Genomic DNA, 17,772 nt, shown 5'->3' on the forward strand with positions numbered 1-17,772 from the left:
GGTAAAATGGACTTATTTGGCCCGCTGACGATAAAGCTTACCTTACCTCAAAAGTCGGCTCCTGCACGAAAAGTTGGTGGCAATCTTATTCACAAACTCTTGTTCAGAGCAACAAAAGTTGAGGCTCAAATCAAAGTTGCAGAGTTCTCAGGGTATTTTGAGCTTGTCACAGGGCTGAAGCCTCCTCTGAATATCGTCTATTTAAAAGACCCAAATGTCAGGGGGAAGTGCAGACAAGGATTTCCGTCTCTTAAAAGCAAAGAAAATTTCTCCTTAGATAATTGGTCGGAAGATATCCAGCTAAGTTGGGAACAGTTTCCGGAACAATCATTTCCTGCAGAACCTGATGAAATTAACGACCTTTGGCGTCATCAATTTCAGTTTAAAGAGGAAAACGCTGAACTTGGCCTCCCCGGCCTTCGAAAACCTCAGTTGGGTGCTCTCCACGCGATTTCAGGCTATTTTTCGACAGTTTTGCAGGTGGAACCGGCTACCGTTGTATTGCCTACCGGAACGGGAAAGACTGAAACGATGCTGGCCACTATGGTGTACCAGCAATGTAAAAAAATACTTCTTATTGTCCCATCTGACTCTCTCAGGTCACAAATATCTAAAAAGTTTATTGATCTGGGTTATTTGCCAGAACTAACGGTCGTGCCAAGAGATATTGCACTCCCAAATGTTGCCGTTATTCGAAAAGGAATTCAGTTGGCCGAAGAGGCAAGACAGCTGGCGTATGCTTCCAACGTAATAGTGGCAACAACCAGCGTCTTGTCAGCCTGTTCTGATGCAGCCTTGAATGCACTTTGTGAGGCGTGTAGCCATCTTTTTGTAGATGAAGCCCATCATATATCGGCAAATTCTTGGCAAACGATTAGAGAGAAATTTAAAGGCAAGCGTGTAGTCCAGTTTACGGCAACTCCATTTAGAAATGATAAGAAGTCCCTTGGCGGGAAGATCGTCTATAACTACACCATGGGAGAGGCGCAGCGAGCGGGCTATTTCACAAATGTCAATTTGTTGCCTGTTGAAGAGTATTATCCTGATCTTATAGATGCCGCAATAGCGGAAAAAGCTATTCAACAACTGCGTGCAGATATAAGCAATGGCCTTGATCACTTGCTCATGGCGCGAACGAGTAATAAACATCGTGCGGATGAGCTTTTTAGTCTTTATCAGAGCTTAGCGCCAGATCTTGATCCAATCGTTGTTCATTCTGGACACTCTAGAGGTTATGTTAAAAAGCGCCTTGATACCTTGCTAGCAAAGAAATCCAAAATTGTAATTTGCGTGGATATGTTGGGTGAAGGTTATGACCTACCCAATTTGAAAATAGCAGCGCTTCATGATCATCATAAAAGCTTGGCGGTTACCCTGCAGTTCATTGGCCGCTTTACACGTGTCAATCAATTTCAAAATTTAGGGCAAGCGACAGTAGTAATGAATGTTGCTGACCCCGCTGTCGAGGGCGAGTTGCAACATCTCTATTCAATAGGAGCTGATTGGGACAGCGTTCTCAGAAGGCTCTCAGAAGGAAGGATCGCTCGTGAGGTTAGGCTTCAAGAGTTAGTTGATGCCTTAAAGGAAAAAGGTGATTTGCATGATCAGATTTCCTTATGGAATCTTGAGCCTAGCTGTTCCGCGATGTTATTTAAAACCTCCTGCGATAATTGGTCTCCAGAGAGGTATGAAAAGGACTTGCCAAAATTCGATGAGTATTGGCATGCAATAGCAGATGATGAAAACCTGCTTGTGGTTCTTGCTGTCCAATCATCCGCCGTCCGCTGGGGTAGCTACAAGGATTTAAAAGATACGAACTATAAAATTCTAATTGCACATTGGGATTCTGATAGGTCTGCCTTGTTTGTTTTTACGAATGATTACAAAACCTTTCGTGTTGAGAAACTGGCAAGCACTATTTGTAATGAAATGTGTGAGCTTGTTAGTGGTGACAAGGTGTTCAACGTTTTTAATGGGATTGAATACCCTCTGGCAAGAAATTTGGGGGCGTCTCAGATTGGTGCTATTAGTTTTACTCAATACTTTGGACCGAACGTAACTGAAGGGCTTTCATTAATTGAGGCCTCTCAATCCAGCTTGAGCAATATCGCTGCACTAGGGTATGAATCGGGCAATCGCGTAATTTGGGGATGTTCTCAGCGCAAAGGTAAAGTCTGGTCGCCGCAGAAAGGTGGCAGCATTGCTGATTGGTGTGACTGGGTTAAGCGCGCCTGGGATAAGATTTTCAGTTCGGAGCCAGATCCCAACAATTTGACACGTAACTTCTTGCGTCCCGTGCCACTTCTCGAACCTTATAATGAGTATCCGATATCAGCTCAATGGGGCGAGTACTTGCTCACTGCGTTTGAGGATAAGGTCAATTTTTATTTTGGATCTATAACGGTTCATTTATATCTGGTCGAAGTCAGAACCACCGGCAAGTTTGATGATGGCAGTGTACGACTTGTGTTTTCTACGGATGAAATTGAATCTGAATATAAGCTTTGCCTCTTAGGGGCCTCGACGCCAAAAGGCTATAGCTACCAGCTGATTTCTGGCCCTGAGGTCTTTGTGCAGCGCGGCGAATCTGATCTCATACCTCTTCCAGAGTATATGGAAATTGACCCAGTGATGATTCATTACGCCGATGGTGCATTTTCTTACAATGCACATATTGTTCATGTCAGCCAGAATATTGGCCTCTATGATAGGGGGGAAATTGTTTCATTTGACTGGACAGGGACCAATATTCGGAAGGAGTCCATGGGATACGAGCGCGAACAAACGTCAATTCAATGGCGATGGTTCACTGAAATACAAGATGATTATGATGTCATTATTAATGATGATGACAAAGGCGAATCTGCCGACTTGGTTGGGCTAAAGATCATAGACGATTGTATTTTATTGACCTTAATTCATTGCAAGTACTCGGGGGCAGATGAGCCAGGGGCTAGGCTTAAGGACTTGTACGAGGTATGTGGGCAAGCACAGCGCTGCATTCGCTGGAAGCACCTTAATCTTAACTATTTGTATCACCATATTAAGCATCGAGAACAACAGTGGCGATCACGCGGATATTCGCGTTTCTTAAAAGGCACAATCAAAGATCTGGTTGCTATGAAAGAACGTTCGAGAACTACGCCTATTCGGTTTGGCGTTGTTATTGTCCAACCGGGAATTGATGTCAGCCAAATTAATGATGAAGGGCTTAAGTTGCTGGGTAGCACAGCGCTTTTTATAAAGAAAACGACGATGGCTGATTTAGTGGTAGTGGGGTCCGAGTGAGTTGTGAAATGCTACCCTATTAATATTAAAGAAAGAATATCGTCGCGACTCTAGGGAGAGGATATGATAGGAGAAATCATAATAGATCCACCGCTGGCGACTTATCTGAGCTCGGCAAGGCTCGGTGATCTGCGTCGTATCAATTATATCTTCGGCGCGAATGGTACGGGAAAAACGACTATCAGCCGTGTGATTGCCGCAGAGCAAGGGCACGAGCACTGCCAGCTAGTTTGGCGAGGTGGAAGTGAACTTGAACGCATGGTGTACAACCGGGATTTTGTTGATCGTAACTTTAACCAGGATGGCCCTCTGCAAGGGGTGTTTACTTTAGGTGAGAATCAAGTTGAGGCCGAGCGCGAAATTGCTCGTTTACGTCCAGAGATAGAAAAAGTAGAGGGTCAAATTACAAGCCTTAAGTTTCAATTGGATGGGGAAGATGGTCAATCTAGCAAGCGAAAAGAGCTTTCAGATTTAGAGCCTGTATTAAGGGATAAGTGCTGGAAGCAAAAGGAACTCCATGACGCCTATTTCAAAGAGGCCTACGCTGCAGCGAGTGTTCGGGGTAATAAAGAGAGATTCAAAGAGAAAGTGTTGTTGGAACAGGCAACCAACACGGCGGATCTCTTGTCGCTGGAAGAACTAAAACAAAAAGCTCAAACTGTTTTCTCAAATGAACTTGAGCGGGCTGTTCCGCTTGAGATCCTTTCCGCTACTGACCTTGTGTCCGTAGAGGGAAGTGCGTTACTGCAAAAAGTGATTGTCGGTAATCAGGATGTCAATATTGCGGCACTGATTAATCGCCTTGGTAACAGTGACTGGGTGAAACAAGGGCGTCAGTATCACGAGCAAGAACCCGAAATCTGCCCTTTCTGCCAACAGTCCACCGGCAAACAATTTGCGGATGATCTCACAGCGTTTTTTAGCGAAGCCTATGACAACGACGTTCAATCATTAAGGCAGTTACAGGTAATCTACAAGGGTGAAATCGAACGGCTATTGGCAACAATTCAGCGCTGTGTGGAGGCTCAAAACCCATTTTTGAAGCAGGATCTTTTTAACGCAGAAGCTCAGGCCCTTACAGAAAGATTGAAAAGTAATTTGGCCATATTGAACAAGAAGATTGATGAGCCTAGCAGGAAGGTTGAGCTGGAATCGATCGATCCATTGGTTGCGCAGTTGCAGTCCTTGTTGGTCGAGGCCAACGAAGCAACTAATGAGCATAATCAGATGGTGGCAAATATTGCTGTTGAAAAGCGCACCCTGATCGGGCAAGTCTGGCGCTATGTATTGAATGAATTGTCGGATGATTTACAGCAGTACCATCAAAGTAAAGATCGTCTTGAAAGAACGATTGAAGGTATGGAGCGAAGTCTACGAGAGAAGAACGTATTTCTTCGTGGGCTGAAGGATCAAGTAAAGGAACTAGAAAAGCAAACAACATCCATTCAGCCAACGATTGCTGCTATAAATGACTTGTTGCAGAAGTTTGGCTTCACTTCATTTTCAATTGGAGAGGCGGATGAAGGTCGTCACTATCGAATAATCCGTGCAAATGGTGAGGATGCAAGTCGCTCACTTAGCGAAGGTGAGAAGACCTTTATAACATTTTTGTACTTCTACTACTTAATCAAAGGTGCTCAATCCCCCTCAGGTATTACAGCCAACCGAGTCGTTGTTTTTGATGACCCCATATCGTCGCTAGACAGCGACATTCTTTACATCGTAAGCAGTCTTATTAAAGGCGTGATGGAAGAGGTAAGAAGCCAGAGTTCTCAGATCAAGCAAATATTTGTGTTGACTCATAATGTCTATTTTCATAAGGAAATTAGTTACAACAGAAGCAGGCCGGATGATAAAGCTCTTAATGAGGAAAGTTTTTGGCTGGTAAAGAAACTTCAGCAGGGTTCTGTTGTTGAACGTTGCATTACTAATCCAATTCGTTCGGCCTATGAGCTATTGTGGGAAGACGTGAAGGCAGAAAATATTTCCAGTGTCAGCCTTCAAAATACATTGCGTAGAATACTTGAGAATTATTTCACAATGTGGGGTGGAATGGGCAAAGACGAAATTTGTGCGCTCTTCGATGGGCGAGACAAGTTAATTTGCCAGTCCCTGTTTTCCTGGGTCAATGACGGGTCTCACTCAATTCATGACGACCTTTATATCAATCATGGCGAGCAAACAAATGAGGCATACCTTCGTGTCTTCCGTAGTGTCTTCGAAAAGGCCCGTCAGTTAGGTCACTACAACATGATGATGGGAGTTGCCAATGAGGATGGCAACCACCAGGCTGAATTAGCTGTCAAACCGGAAGTCACATCATGAGGATATCTATACGGAACAATAGCAGTTACATCATTGAGTTCGATCAGCTTATTGTTAGCGGGCGCGAAGCGGCAGGTGGGTATGCCTTTAGTTTCACTTTGCGCGGTAGCCGTCCGGCATGCAGTGCCCCCGTCAGTATTTTTGATATAAGCCTGAGCCTTTCTCTCTCCGACCCCGTTAGACCATTACTAACCGCTGTTCCATCATCGACTCAAGTGGTTCAGTGCCACAGCTTCGGTAATAACAGTGAGCAGATTCATTTTGAGTGTGTGTTAACTAAGGGGCAAGTCAACGCGATTGAAGACTATCGCTTGGAAGGTGACCTTAAGCTAAATGTGGGCTTAAGGGCCTTAACGACGTCGAGTGATGGCCTGCTTACCAGCTTCGATGTGGCAGATGTTGTTGTACCCAGAGAGCATTGGCTTAACGCGCTGAAAAGTGCCGGATTCAGACAAACCTTACTGTTTGAAGTACCGCTTCCCGCTGTTTCTGAAGAACTATCAGGCCTTATGGGTAAGGCCCAAGAGTTTATCGAAACCGGCCACTATAAAGATGCAGTCATGCAGTGTCGTCATATCATAGAGCAGATCGAAAAAGTGCGTGATGATAAAAGACAATCTTCTGCAGCCAATGCAAAAGCACATAGTAAAGAGCGTCAGGATATGTCTTCCATAGAGCGGTTGCTGAGCCTCCGCGAACAACTCAAAAATGTGTGCCAGTTGGGTGCCCATGGAAGTGAATACTTTACCCGATCACAGGCCAAGGCCGTGCTTGCAATAATGATAGCATTGTTGGCAGAGCCGACTGTTGGGTTTGTATATGGTGAGGAGTATGCTAATGAGTGAGCTATACAATGTTTACTGCGACGAATCATGCCACCTGGAAAATGACCGACAGAAGGTAATGGCGCTTGGTGCGGTCTGGTGCCCCATCAGTAAGCGACGTGAAATTGCTGATCGAGTACGGGATATTAAAGCCAGACATGGCTTGAGCCCGCAACATGAAATTAAGTGGACAAATGTTTCGCCAGGAAAGCTAAATTTCTACCTTGATTTAGTCGATCTTTTTTTTGATGACGATGATTTACATTTTCGAGTGTTGGTAGTACCAGATAAAACCGTGCTCAATCATCAGGGTTTTCAGCAAGATCACGATCAATGGTATTACAAAATGTATTTCACCATGTTGAAAACCATTTTTAATCCACATGATCGCTATCGCGTTTACATCGACATCAAAGATACGCAGGGCGCAGAAAAAATTCGCAAGTTACACGATGTTGTATGTAACAACCTATACGATTTTTCAAAGAATATCGTTCAGCAAGTGTCTTTGGTGGATTCTGCTCAGGTTCAGCAGCAACAGCTTGCGGACTTGTTAATCGGCGCGACCATGTATGTGAATAGAGGCGAACTCAATAGCACTGCCAAGGAGTCTGTAGTGAAGCGTATACAGGAGCGCTCTGGTTACTCGTTAACGCGCACAACGCTTCCCAGGGAGAACAAATGCAATGTCTTCATTTGGCAAAGCAATGGGGGGCGAGGATGAACGGTGATTCCGTTGACTGGTTGCCGCCCTTGGTTTTAATGGGTGACAGCGGTGGCGTTTGGGAGGCTTACCTCGATATTGTTTACCATTTTTTTGTTGCCGATTTTGTTGATAGCAAGCCTCTCTATATGGGCAGGCGATTGGGCTTAAAGCGTCACCCCGTTATTGATGGGAAAGAAGCAACATTCTGGCATATGACCAGTGAGGGTGAAGTTGAAGCCGATAGAACGCCTGATTTTCGACGAATGGAGCGTATTCGTTGGCCAAAGCCGGTTATAGAAAACACTGATGAGCGCCAAGATGCACCGGTGGTAAAAGTATGGCGCAATGTTCGGGGCAAAAACGAAACCCGGATTTTAATATGGGTGGAAACTGAACAGTATCTAGTTGTACTGGCTGATAGGGGTGACTACATACTGCCTTGGACGGCATACCAAGTAACGAGATCGCACCAGCAGCGGAAACTGCAAAAAGAATACGAAAAGTATTGGGAATCAAAGGCTTAGGTAGGCTGACAATGCCATATTCAGCGATATGACATTGTCGTTACTCCTTCTACATCATGGTAGATGAGCTGCGCACAAGTATGGTGATGGAGAAGGAAAAAATCAAGTGCCGTTATATGACTAAAAGTCATAACTTCGCTGCATATTGAGGGGTAAGTACAAAAATGGCAGTTCAACATGGTATCTGGAAGATTGGCGAGAAACCTCAGCCTTTGGCCGCCATCAGGTTGGATAGTGAAGCGTTGCTGGAAGAGCAGATTACTCGTGATATATCCATTCTGAGCAGTGGTTGGATGTTGATCGGTCGCCAAGTCTACACCGACTTTGGTAAGTACATTGACCTGCTCGCCATTGATGCCACCGGCTCTATTATCATTATCGAGCTGAAAAAACATAAGACGCCAAGAGATGTTGTAGCGCAAGCAATTGACTATGCCGCTTGGGTAGAACACCTGCCCTCAGAAAAGTTTGTTCAGATCTATTCGGAATTTGCTGAAAGGAATGGTTTGCCCGAGAAGAGTTTCGATGAGGCGTTTAAAGCGCGATTTGGAGCTTTGCCGGTAGAGGACGATATTAATAGCTCTCATCAAATGGTGATTGTTGCGGCTGAGCTGGATGCAAGCACGGAGCGTATTATCAACTACCTGAATGACAAGGCCAGTGTGGCTGTCAACGCCGTGTTTTTCTCGGTTTTCCAGGACGGAGATAATCAGTATTTAAGTCGTGCTTGGATGATCGACCCTGTCGAAACCGAAGAGCATGCTGTTAACACCCGCCAAAAAGGTGAGTGGAATGGCGAATTCTACGCGAGCTTTGGTGCCGGGCCCGGAGGTAGAAGCTGGGAGGACGCTATCAATCATGGTTTCATTTCGGCTGGCGGTGGGCGTTGGTACAGCAAGACATTGTTTATGCTTAAGCCAGGCGATCGAGTGTGGGTGAATATCCCTGGTACTGGTTATGTGGGAGTGGGCAAAGTAACAGGCCATGCCGTGATGGCCGATGAGTTCATCACCCCTGAATTGCATCTGAAAGGCGAATACAACCTGGCCTCAGACTGTGGCGAGGATGAAGCTGAGTACTTCGTACCGGTTTCCTGGCTTCACCAGGTGCCAGAATCTCAAGCAGTGAATGAGGTTGGGCTGTTTGGGAACCAAAACTCGGTTGCCAGGCCTCGTACCCCCAAGTGGGAGCATACGGTGAAAAGAATAAAAGAAATGTGGGGAATTAAGATTTAGATTTGTGAAGTGATATGAATGCAGCAGATCTCTATGGAATTGTCAGTCAATCCAAACGGAAATTTACAATTTGTTTAAAGCTAAAAGGTTTGGTTGTTGATTCTTTGAATGAGTGATTTAGCTGTGATTTCGCAAGCATATTAAATACGTCTGTGATCATGAAGCCTTGCTTTTGTAGTCCGCTTAGTGATTTACCTTTTGGGCTCTCGTGTTGCAGGGCTGGTTTTTTGAGATTGTTAATCATGCGCTGCCATGACCTTTTACAGATTAACCAATCTCGGTTCTGTGAGTCAGCCCTTTGCAAGGCTTTAACAAGTCCTGCATCAAGTAGCTGCTTAAGCTGGTAGCGGGAAAGTTCGGTCTCAATGACAGCTTGTTCCATTGACCAGTTATCTTGGTACAGCCTAGCCAGAGCCCCGACTTCCTCTCTGTTGAAGTAGGCTTTGCCTTTGAACTTATGGAGCGTTATTTTGCCTTGGGCTATCAGACTATGAATTCGGGGCTCCCGACAATCAAGGAGGCGTTGTGCCTCCTTTTGGGTTATTAGCGGGCGCTCATCGGATGACAAAGATATTCTGGTCAGCCGATGTGTTTGAATTGCATTCGGCCAGTTGATCTCGATGAATTGGTCAAACGCGGCTCTTAGGCGAGCAATACCTTTGTTCTCTCGCTGCCGATACAGCTTTTCGTGAATGTCGCGGAAGTGCTTGTTGATACCCGATTGCCCGCGTTCGCTCATCGGGTTATCAATGTACTGGCTAAGCAGCAGATGGAAACCAAGAGGCCAGCGTTTCAAGGCTTGCCAGGCCTGGGTGTAATGGTGAGATACAGTCAGGTTGTCCAAACTAGCCGGTGTGAACAGTGTTTTGTGGAACAGCCTGTACTGGTAGTGTGCAATGAAATGGATTAGAGACAAGGCTTCAGCGAAGTTCAGGCCCCTAAGCACGGTGGGAATCGATTTTGGTGGGTTACGTCCCTCAATCAGATGAGTCATTGCCCTGGTGAAGGCTAAGGTTGCAGGCGAGGCCTTTGGTATCGAATTAACCGGTGGGAATGGGTCGCTTTCACCGAATTCATTGAGAGAGCGGCGGTACCAGCTCAGCCTCTTCCCTGTCTTGGGGCTAGTATCGACGAGTAACAGCTTGTGCTTGATACAGGCTGTATAGGCGATGTGGCTCCATAGGTCGGAAGAATATCCCATCTCTTCGAGGCATTCGGGGCAGATTTTCGGGGTTTTGACGAAGATCTTGGTGGTAAAGTGCGGCACTTGGGACGATTTGAAGGTGTCAGCTGTTCTCGGATAGGTATAATCGAGCCCCAGCTGGGAAAAGTACGGCGCTATGTCATACTCTCCAGTAATTATCTGGTGGGCTGGTATCCGGAGGTTTTTCCACGGTAGACCGGCATGCTGGAGCAAATGGCCGATATGGTGAAAGCCATTTTGCTCGCTGACCCGGATGAGATAACTGACCATGCACTCATCGGGTTGCCGATGGGGTCGAATTAGTAGTCTGCTCATGTTTTGAGCATAGAATTTCAGCGCATGGTCGTGAAGAGATAGTGAGCTGGGATCGGTAAGAAACTTGTTCAAACTTATGTCGAACCCACGTGGTGCGTGGGCCTTAGGCGTTTTTTGGGGATAGCAGAAATTTGTTCAATCTTTTCTCGAAAGTTTTGTTCAAACTTATCTCGAATCGAGCCGAAAAATGCGGGCTGTAGAGGTGTTTTGTTCAAGCTTTTGCGAGGATTTACATTTTTTGTGGATTGTAGGGAAAACCTATAAATTTATAGGACTACCTTATAAATATTTTTAGGGAAACCTTATAAAGAAGCGTATAGTTTGAGCAAGGATGCTTTGGATACGCCTTTACATGAGCTCGCAAGCTCAAAAGATCTGCTGTCAAAAACATCGTTCGTTTTCCGCCGGTTAAGGCGAATGGCGGAAAATCCATCCTCGTAGAATCCATTCTGGAATCAAAATATTGCCTCTATCTCGAATTTGATTCGAGCGTTGAGGAATATTTTCCACAGCCTCGAACATTCACGGTTTCCGTCGGTGCTGAACTACGTACCTACACGCCGGATTTTGAAGTGCGATACGTATCTGGTGGCCGAAAATATGTCGAGGTGAAACCATCTGAGCGAGCCAAGAGCGAGCATTACCAAGAACTTTTTACTGGTTTCGAAGAATCGCTAGAAAACACTGGTGCAAGTTTTTTGCTGGTTGATGAAACAGAGATCTACCAGAGACCACTACTATCAAACTACGAAAAGCTTTATCAATACAGAAAGCGTCCCACCTTGGATGTACGAAATCTTCATCGGTGCGCTGAACTCATAAGTTCGGCGATCAGATCCCGTTTCCTCGGGCAATTATAAGATCTGTAGGAAAAAGCGAGATTGTTGTTGCGGATATTAGCAACGGTTCTTCGAAAAGAATAAGCAGAGATGAACTCGATAAAATATATTCAGCTGGAGGGATAAAGATTCTCTCTGAATCTCGAGATTTTGGTGAGCTGAAGTTTTTTGATCTTACAGAAAAAGAACAGAGAGAAACTAACCGAAAATACCAATATATTAAAAAGATAGTGGAGAAAGGTGTTACAAAGATTACGGAAAAGAATGTAGGGGAGATAATGCAGGGGGTGAGGGCGTTCAAAATTCTGTGTCAGCCTAGCGGCGTCATAAGCTGATGCATTTCTCCAGCCGGTCTGGGAAGTGGATTGTGAGCTGTGACAGCGTCAGGTTCCAGTTCTGTATCGGGTGAGTCCATCGCTCAGTGGCTTTGAGTATACCGGCATACAACAGCTTCAGTAAGCTGTTTTCATTAGGGAAGCCGCCTTTCGTCTTAGTGAGTTTGCGGAACTGGCGGTGTACAGCCTCGACAGCGTTTGTCGTGTAGATCGCCTTCTGCACGTAATCCGGGTACTTAAAGTAAGTCGATAACGTCGGCCATTTACTGCGCCAAGACTGGATTACCATTGGATATTTGTCGCCCCATTTGGCTTCCATATCGAAAGTAGGTTTGGTCATAGGTCATCTCTTTTGGTCTAATGATAAAGAAATGACACAGAATTCTGAACACTACCAAATAAACGCTATTACTGACACTATAGCCGTAATCAGTTTTATCCAGTCCATGTTAGTGGTAACTCCCTCTGCTTAAAGCATGTTTCGTTTCAAGAATATCAGGACAAGTAAACTGTCAGCACAATTTACCCTTGTGAAATCACCCATATTTATATAATTTATCAAAATTAGATAAATCCCTTTGATTCCCAGTCAACTCATAGCCAAACAATGAAAGATAAAGAAATATACAGCCGCATAAAGCAGGTCTTATCAGGCGCGCCGCGCAACCAATACACGGCCGAGCTTCACCTGCAAATGATCAAGTATGCTGACCAACTTGAAAAGGTCACTGCCAAAGAATTCTGTGAAGGCGTTGGGCTCCGGCAGAGTTTCGGCACCGAATTCAGTAAAATGCGCAACCTGACTCAGCGCCTGAAAGCAGCAGGCCTGAACCCCGAGCTGCTCTAACCAACATAACAATACCAACGGAGCCTCACCACTCCGCAAGGATCACCAATGGCCATCAAGAAAACCGCCCTCTATTCCTCCCTCTGGGCCAGCTGCGACGAGCTGCGCGGCGGCATGGACGCCAGCCAGTACAAAGACTACGTCCTCACCATGCTGTTCATGAAATACGTCTCCGACAAATACAAAGGCGACCCAAACGGCGTGATCGTAGTGCCCCCCGGTGCCACCTTCGACGACATGGTGGCCCTCAAGGGCGACAAGGAAATCGGCGACAGGATCAACAAAATCATCGGCGCCCTGGCGGAAGAGAACGACCTCAAGGGCGTTATCGACGTGGCCGACTTCAACGACGAAGACAAGCTGGGCAAAGGCAAGGAAATGGTCGACCGCCTGACCAAACTCATCGGTTTGTTTGAGGGGCTGGACCTGTCCGCCAACCGCGCCGACGGCGACGACCTGCTGGGAGACGCCTACGAATACCTCATGCGCCACTTCGCCACCGAATCCGGCAAATCTAAGGGCCAATTCTATACCCCCGCCGAAGTGTCCCGCGTTTTGGCCAAAGTCATCGGCATCCACCCCGATACCTCGCAAGATGTGACCGTCTACGACCCCACCTGCGGTTCCGGCTCCCTGTTGTTAAAAGCCAGCGACGAAGCGCCACGGGGCCTGTCCATCTTCGGGCAAGAGATGGACAACGCCACCAGCGCACTGGCGCGCATGAACATGATCCTGCACAACAACACCACCGCCAAAATATGGAAAGGCAACACCATTGCCGATCCCCAGTGGAAGGATGATAACGGCCAACTCGCCACCTTCGACTTTGCCGTGGCCAACCCGCCGTTTTCCAACAAAAACTGGACCAGCGGCATCAACCCCGCCGAAGACGAATTCGGCCGCTTCACCTGGGGCATCCCGCCGGAGAAGAACGGCGACTACACCTTTTTATTGCACATCATCAAAAGCCTGAAAAGCACGGGCAAAGGCGCCGTGATCCTGCCCCACGGCGTCTTGTTCCGGGGCAATGCCGAAGCCCGCATCCGCGAAAACCTCATCAAACAGGGCTACATCAAAGGCATCATCGGCCTGCCTGCCAACCTGTTTTACGGCACCGGCATCCCCGCCTGCATCATTGTTATCGACAAAGAGCACGCCCACGCCCGCAAAGGCATCTTTATGGTGGATGCCAGCAAAGGCTACATGAAAGACGGCAACAAAAACCGCCTGCGCAGCCAGGACATCCACAAAATCGTCGACGTCTTCACCAAACAACTGCAACAGCCACGCTACAGCCGCATGGTGCCCTTGAGTGACATCGCCGCCAACGACTACAACCTCAACATTCCCCGTTACATCGATGCCAGCGAGCCGGAAGACCTGCACGACCTCAGCGCCCACCTGCAAGGCGGCATCCCCAATCGGGATATCGACGCCCTGGATTCATACTGGCAAGTGTTCCCCAGCCTGCGCGCCGAACTGTTTGCGGACGCACCAGAGAGCAAAAAGCGCCCCGGTTACAGCAAAGGCCTGGTGAAAGCGGCCGAGGTCAAAAGCACCATTCTGGGTCACCCGGAATTCAAAGCCTTTGCCGCCCGCAGCCTTGCGCCCTTTACCGCCTGGTGCCAACGCGCTGACCTGAAAGCCATCCAGCCCGCAGAACAACCCAAAGCCATCATCCACCGCATCAGCGAAGACCTGCTGGAAAGCTACAGCCAAACCCCCTTGCTCAGCAAATACGACATCTACCAGATCCTCATGGACTACTGGGCCGACACCATGCAGGACGACACCTATGTATTGGTGCAGGATGGTTGGGCCGCCGGTAAAGTACTGCGGGAACTGGTGGTGAAAAAGGGCGAAAAACTGAAGGAAACCCCCGACCTCACTCTGGGAAAAACCAAATACAAAGCCGAACTGATTCCCCCGGCCCTGATCGTGGCCCGCTACTTTGCCACCGAACAAGCCAACCTCGACGCCCTGCAAGCCGCGCTGGACAGCACCAGCCAGGAACTGGAAACCTTCATTGAAGAAAACAGTGGAGACGATGGCTTGCTCAGCGAAGCCCTCAACGACAAAGACAAAGTCACCAAAGCCAGCGTCACCGCGCGCTTGAAACTGGCGAAAGATCCAGAAGAAAAAGCCGCCCTCAAACAGGCGAAGAACTTATTCGACGCTGAAACCGACGCCAAAAAATCCCTCAAAGAAGCCCAGGACGAACTGGATTTGGCTGTATTCAAGCAATACCCGGAACTCACCGAAGACGACATCAAAACTCTGCTGGTGGACGACAAATGGCTCGCCACCCTGCAAACCAATATCGAGGCAGAGATCGAGCGCATCACCCAGCAACTGGCCAATCGGGTGAAGGAATTGGAAGAGCGCTATGCGGAGCCATTGCCAGCTATTACCCAGTCGGTTGAGAACTTGAGTGAGAAAGTGGCAGGGCACCTGAAAGCCATGGGCTTGGAGTGGGCGCTGTGACTGTGAATAAAGTGGCCGAAGTCAGCGCGCAGTATTTGGCGGAGCTGGATGAGAATGCTGTGCCTTCGGGTTACAAGCAAACGGAAGTTGGGGTGATTCCTGAGGATTGGGACGTTGAAAATTTGCAGAAGCTAACGGTACTAATAATCGATGGCACACATCATACGCCAAGGTATACAACTTATGGAGTGCCCTTTCTTCGAGTGACAGATATTCAGGGCGAGTTGGACGATAGTGAATTCAAATATGTTTCTGAAGAAGAGCATGCTTACTTGATTCGAAGATGTAGACCGCAAAAAGGTGACTTGCTACTTAGTAAGAATGGAACAATCGGGATTCCCAAAGTCGTTAGTTGGGAGTGGGAATTTTCCATATTTGTCAGTCTCGCTTTGATAAAATTGAAGAAGAACCTCCTTGAAGTCAATTATCTAGAACAATTCTTTAAGTCTGATTTCCTAGACCTGCAATTGGCGCAGAGAGCTAAACAGGGGACGGTAACGAATTTACACCTAGAAGAAATTCGGGAAATACTAATCCCTCTTCCGAGAAATAAAGAAGAACAAACCGCCATCGCCAACGCCCTCTCCGATGTCGATGCCCTAATCAGCGAGCTGGAAAAACTGATCGCCAAAAAGCAGTCCATCAAAACCGCCACCATGCAACAACTCCTCACCGGCCGCACCCGCCTGCCACAATTCGCCCTGCGCGAAGATGGCTCGAAAAAGGGCTATAAGCAAAGCGAGCTGGGTGAAATTCCGGAGGATTGGGATGTGGTAACGCTGGGAGAGATATGTAACTTTGAAAATGGAGACAGAAGTTCAAATTATCCTTCAGCACATGAGTTTGTTGAATATGGGGTTTCGTTTATAAATGCCGGTCATGTTGCTGATGGTCTTATTGATTTGAGGTATATGGATTATATTCCCGAACATGTTTATGAGCGTTTAGGAGGGGGGAAAGTTGCGGCGGGTGATGTACTGTTTTGTTTAAGGGGTTCATTAGGAAAATTTGGTGTGGTTCCAGAAGAGTTTGGATCAGGAGCCATCGCTAGTTCTCTGGTAATAATAAGACCAAAAAAGCATAGAACAACAACAGATTATGTTTCTGTGTATTTTAAGTCCGAATTTTCAAAGGAAATGATTACTCTATGGGCGGGTGGTGCTGCGCAACCGAATTTAGGTGCAAGAGAGTTGGCTAACTTTTTGGTTCCTTTATCTAGCAAGGAAGAGCAAGGTTGCATTGCCACAATCCTCTCCGATATGGATACCGAAATCCAAGCCCTGCAACAACGCCTCACCAAAACCCGCCAAATCAAACAGGGCATGATGCAGGAACTGCTCACCGGCAAAACCCGCCTTATCCAACCCGCCGGGAGCACAAACTAATGCACGCCGACGTTCCCGCTAATGCCCTCTACATAGGCTGGGACGTCGGCGGCTGGAACTGCGATAAAAACAAAAGCAGCCGCGATGTCCTGGTGGTGCTGGATGCCAACCGCACCCTGTTGGGCCAACCCTGGCGCGGCAATCTGCGCAATGCCATCAACCAAGCCAACACCACCGCCGAGTGGGTGCAGGCATTACTGGATTGTTGTCAGGTAGCGTATTCCCCCGATGATCTGCCACCCGTGGTATTGGCCATCGATACACCGCTGGGTTTCTCACAGGCCTTTCGGCAACTGATCAATGGAGAAGGCGCTGCCGGGCCCATCGCCGATTCCGCCACCAACCCTTACCTGTACCGCCGCACCGCCCGTTATCTGTTTGAACAGGGCCTGGCACCGTTGTCGCCGGTGAAGGATATGATCGGCAGTCAGGCCACCAAAGGCATGCACGCGCTGGCCCGGTTTGCACCCCGGCCCAATCAGGTGGGTGTCTGGCAGGGCCTGATTGAGGGGCAGATTGACGGGGTTACTAAAGGGAATCGCTACCTGCACGCCATCGAGGCCTATCCCGCTGCCTGCAAACACTCCGGCGATATGGGCAGGTTACTGGAGCCGTTTATTGTTGAGCAACACATTGAAATGTTGCCTCTGAATGCCGTATGGCAGGGCGCAAACTTTGTGCCCGGGATCGATCACGATGACAAACGCGATGCCCTGATCTGCGCCTTATTGGCCTGGATGTATGACAATGAGCCGGATCGGTTGCAGGAGCCCCTGCCGGATACGCCCCCGGCGGAAGGCTGGATTTTTGTGCCGAAGGATGGCTTGGAGCATGAGTAAATACGAACTGACAGAATCCCAGACCCGTTATCAACCCGGCTCCAATGATCAGGTGCTGGCGAATACATTGGGCATCACCGATCCGGCGGACATGGATGAGGCCGAACTGGCGTTGCTGGAGAAGTTGTATCAACACGTATTGCTGGATCAACCCCTGCCGGACGTCCTCAGCAGCCCATTAATCAAGTCCTGGCATCGGCAATGGTTGGGGGCCATTTACCCATGGGCGGGAGAGGAGCGTTCGGTTAACCTGAGCAAAGGGGACTTTCACTTTGCCGCCGCATCTCAAATTCCTAACCTCTTGCATAAGTTGGATCGGGACTACCTGAGCCAGTTAACACCCTGTACCGAGTTGACAGACGAAACCCTGATTAAAGCGATCGCCGAAGTGCATGTGGAGTTTATTCTGATTCATCCGTTTCGAGAAGGTAATGGCCGCATTGCCCGCTTGATCGCCGATGTGATGGCGTCACAGGCTGGTTATGGAACATTGGATTACTCGCCATGGGATGAGAATAAGGCCGATTATTTTGCGGCTATTCAGGCCGGGCTTGATATGAATTATAAACCCATGATGCATTGGGTAGAGCAGGCGTTTAATACGCAATAAGCCCGCTTTAGG

Annotated in this window: 13 protein-coding genes and 1 pseudogene; 12 read left to right on the forward strand and 2 right to left on the reverse strand. The window is 47.8% G+C overall.

Annotated elements, in window-relative coordinates; all coding sequences use genetic code 11:
- Positions 1–6 precede the first annotated feature (6 nt).
- From Kalk_RS14065 to Kalk_RS14090, 6 genes are all read left to right on the forward strand, one after another.
- On the forward strand, positions 7–3,288 hold the full coding sequence (locus Kalk_RS14065) for a DEAD/DEAH box helicase (RefSeq protein WP_101894851.1): 3,282 nt from the start codon (positions 7–9) through the stop codon (positions 3,286–3,288).
- A 63-nt stretch (positions 3,289–3,351) separates the two neighbouring features.
- A complete protein-coding gene (locus Kalk_RS14070) occupies positions 3,352–5,613 on the forward strand; it encodes an AAA family ATPase (protein WP_101894852.1) in 2,262 nt (753 codons plus the stop codon).
- The gene (locus Kalk_RS14075; RefSeq protein ID WP_101894853.1) at positions 5,610–6,458 is read left to right on the forward strand and encodes a hypothetical protein; all 849 of its coding nucleotides are present in this window, start codon (positions 5,610–5,612) and stop codon (positions 6,456–6,458) included. The genes Kalk_RS14070 and Kalk_RS14075 overlap by 4 nt, the downstream gene beginning before the upstream one ends.
- Positions 6,451–7,161, forward strand: a complete 711-nt coding sequence (locus tag Kalk_RS14080; protein ID WP_101894854.1) for a DUF3800 domain-containing protein — start codon at positions 6,451–6,453, stop codon at positions 7,159–7,161. Before Kalk_RS14075 ends, Kalk_RS14080 begins: the two co-directional genes overlap by 8 nt.
- Positions 7,158–7,667 (forward strand): hypothetical protein, encoded by a 510-nt coding sequence (locus Kalk_RS14085; protein ID WP_101894855.1) that lies wholly within the window; start codon positions 7,158–7,160, stop codon positions 7,665–7,667. Before Kalk_RS14080 ends, Kalk_RS14085 begins: the two co-directional genes overlap by 4 nt.
- A gap of 164 nt (positions 7,668–7,831) precedes the next feature.
- On the forward strand, positions 7,832–8,902 hold the full coding sequence (locus Kalk_RS14090; RefSeq protein WP_101894856.1) for an endonuclease NucS domain-containing protein: 1,071 nt from the start codon (positions 7,832–7,834) through the stop codon (positions 8,900–8,902).
- A 46-nt stretch (positions 8,903–8,948) separates the two neighbouring features.
- Here the strand turns inward: Kalk_RS14090 and Kalk_RS14095 are convergent, their stop codons facing one another.
- Positions 8,949–10,493 (reverse strand): TniQ family protein, encoded by a 1,545-nt coding sequence (locus tag Kalk_RS14095; RefSeq protein WP_199767921.1) that lies wholly within the window; start codon positions 10,491–10,493, stop codon positions 8,949–8,951.
- A 377-nt stretch (positions 10,494–10,870) separates the two neighbouring features.
- Between Kalk_RS14095 and Kalk_RS21790 the strand changes: the two genes are divergently transcribed.
- Positions 10,871–11,281, forward strand: coding sequence for a TnsA endonuclease N-terminal domain-containing protein (locus tag Kalk_RS21790; protein WP_407656830.1), 411 nt, complete (start codon positions 10,871–10,873; stop codon positions 11,279–11,281).
- A gap of 303 nt (positions 11,282–11,584) precedes the next feature.
- Here the strand turns inward: Kalk_RS21790 and Kalk_RS14100 are convergent.
- Positions 11,585–11,917, reverse strand: a pseudogene (locus Kalk_RS14100) (transposase); the annotation flags it as partial.
- 285 nt (positions 11,918–12,202) lie between these two features.
- On the opposite strand from Kalk_RS14100, the gene Kalk_RS14105 reads away from it, so the two are divergent.
- From Kalk_RS14105 to Kalk_RS14130, 5 genes are read left to right on the forward strand one after another with little or no spacing between them, the layout of a single operon-like run.
- Entirely contained in the window at positions 12,203–12,442 is a 240-nt protein-coding gene (locus Kalk_RS14105; protein ID WP_101894857.1) for an HTH-like domain-containing protein, read from the forward strand.
- A gap of 48 nt (positions 12,443–12,490) precedes the next feature.
- Positions 12,491–14,926, forward strand: a complete 2,436-nt coding sequence (locus tag Kalk_RS14110; protein ID WP_101894858.1) for a type I restriction-modification system subunit M — start codon at positions 12,491–12,493, stop codon at positions 14,924–14,926.
- Positions 14,923–16,311: a restriction endonuclease subunit S gene (locus Kalk_RS21235; RefSeq protein ID WP_158643495.1), complete on the forward strand. Its 1,389-nt coding sequence runs from the start codon at positions 14,923–14,925 to the stop codon at positions 16,309–16,311. The genes Kalk_RS14110 and Kalk_RS21235 overlap by 4 nt, the downstream gene beginning before the upstream one ends.
- Positions 16,311–17,150 carry a hypothetical protein gene (locus Kalk_RS14125; protein ID WP_101894859.1) on the forward strand — a complete coding sequence of 280 codons (840 nt, stop codon included), beginning with the start codon at positions 16,311–16,313 and terminating at the stop codon, positions 17,148–17,150. Before Kalk_RS21235 ends, Kalk_RS14125 begins: the two co-directional genes overlap by 1 nt.
- The gene (locus Kalk_RS14130) at positions 17,143–17,760 is read left to right on the forward strand and encodes a Fic/DOC family protein (RefSeq protein WP_101894860.1); all 618 of its coding nucleotides are present in this window, start codon (positions 17,143–17,145) and stop codon (positions 17,758–17,760) included. The genes Kalk_RS14125 and Kalk_RS14130 overlap by 8 nt, the downstream gene beginning before the upstream one ends.
- Positions 17,761–17,772 lie beyond the last annotated feature (12 nt).

It is taken from the genome of Ketobacter alkanivorans, from assembly GCF_002863865.1.
Taxonomy (GTDB): Bacteria; Pseudomonadota; Gammaproteobacteria; order Pseudomonadales; family Ketobacteraceae; genus Ketobacter; species Ketobacter alkanivorans.

What these genes read in the sequence shown, in the direction of transcription:
- Kalk_RS14110 (WP_101894858.1), top strand. Translation starts at nt 12,491, where the DNA reads ATGGCCATCAAGAAAACCGCCCTCTATTCCTCCCTCTGGGCCAGCTGC.
- Kalk_RS14070 (WP_101894852.1), top strand. Translation starts at nt 3,352, where the DNA reads ATGATAGGAGAAATCATAATAGATCCACCGCTGGCGACTTATCTGAGC.
- Kalk_RS14075 (WP_101894853.1), top strand. Translation starts at nt 5,610, where the DNA reads ATGAGGATATCTATACGGAACAATAGCAGTTACATCATTGAGTTCGAT.
- Kalk_RS14085 (WP_101894855.1), top strand. Translation starts at nt 7,158, where the DNA reads ATGAACGGTGATTCCGTTGACTGGTTGCCGCCCTTGGTTTTAATGGGT.
- Kalk_RS14130 (WP_101894860.1), top strand. Translation starts at nt 17,143, where the DNA reads ATGAGTAAATACGAACTGACAGAATCCCAGACCCGTTATCAACCCGGC.
- Kalk_RS14080 (WP_101894854.1), top strand. Translation starts at nt 6,451, where the DNA reads ATGAGTGAGCTATACAATGTTTACTGCGACGAATCATGCCACCTGGAA.
- Kalk_RS14090 (WP_101894856.1), top strand. Translation starts at nt 7,832, where the DNA reads ATGGCAGTTCAACATGGTATCTGGAAGATTGGCGAGAAACCTCAGCCT.
- Kalk_RS14125 (WP_101894859.1), top strand. Translation starts at nt 16,311, where the DNA reads ATGCACGCCGACGTTCCCGCTAATGCCCTCTACATAGGCTGGGACGTC.
- Kalk_RS14105 (WP_101894857.1), top strand. Translation starts at nt 12,203, where the DNA reads ATGAAAGATAAAGAAATATACAGCCGCATAAAGCAGGTCTTATCAGGC.
- Kalk_RS14065 (WP_101894851.1), top strand. Translation starts at nt 7, where the DNA reads ATGGACTTATTTGGCCCGCTGACGATAAAGCTTACCTTACCTCAAAAG.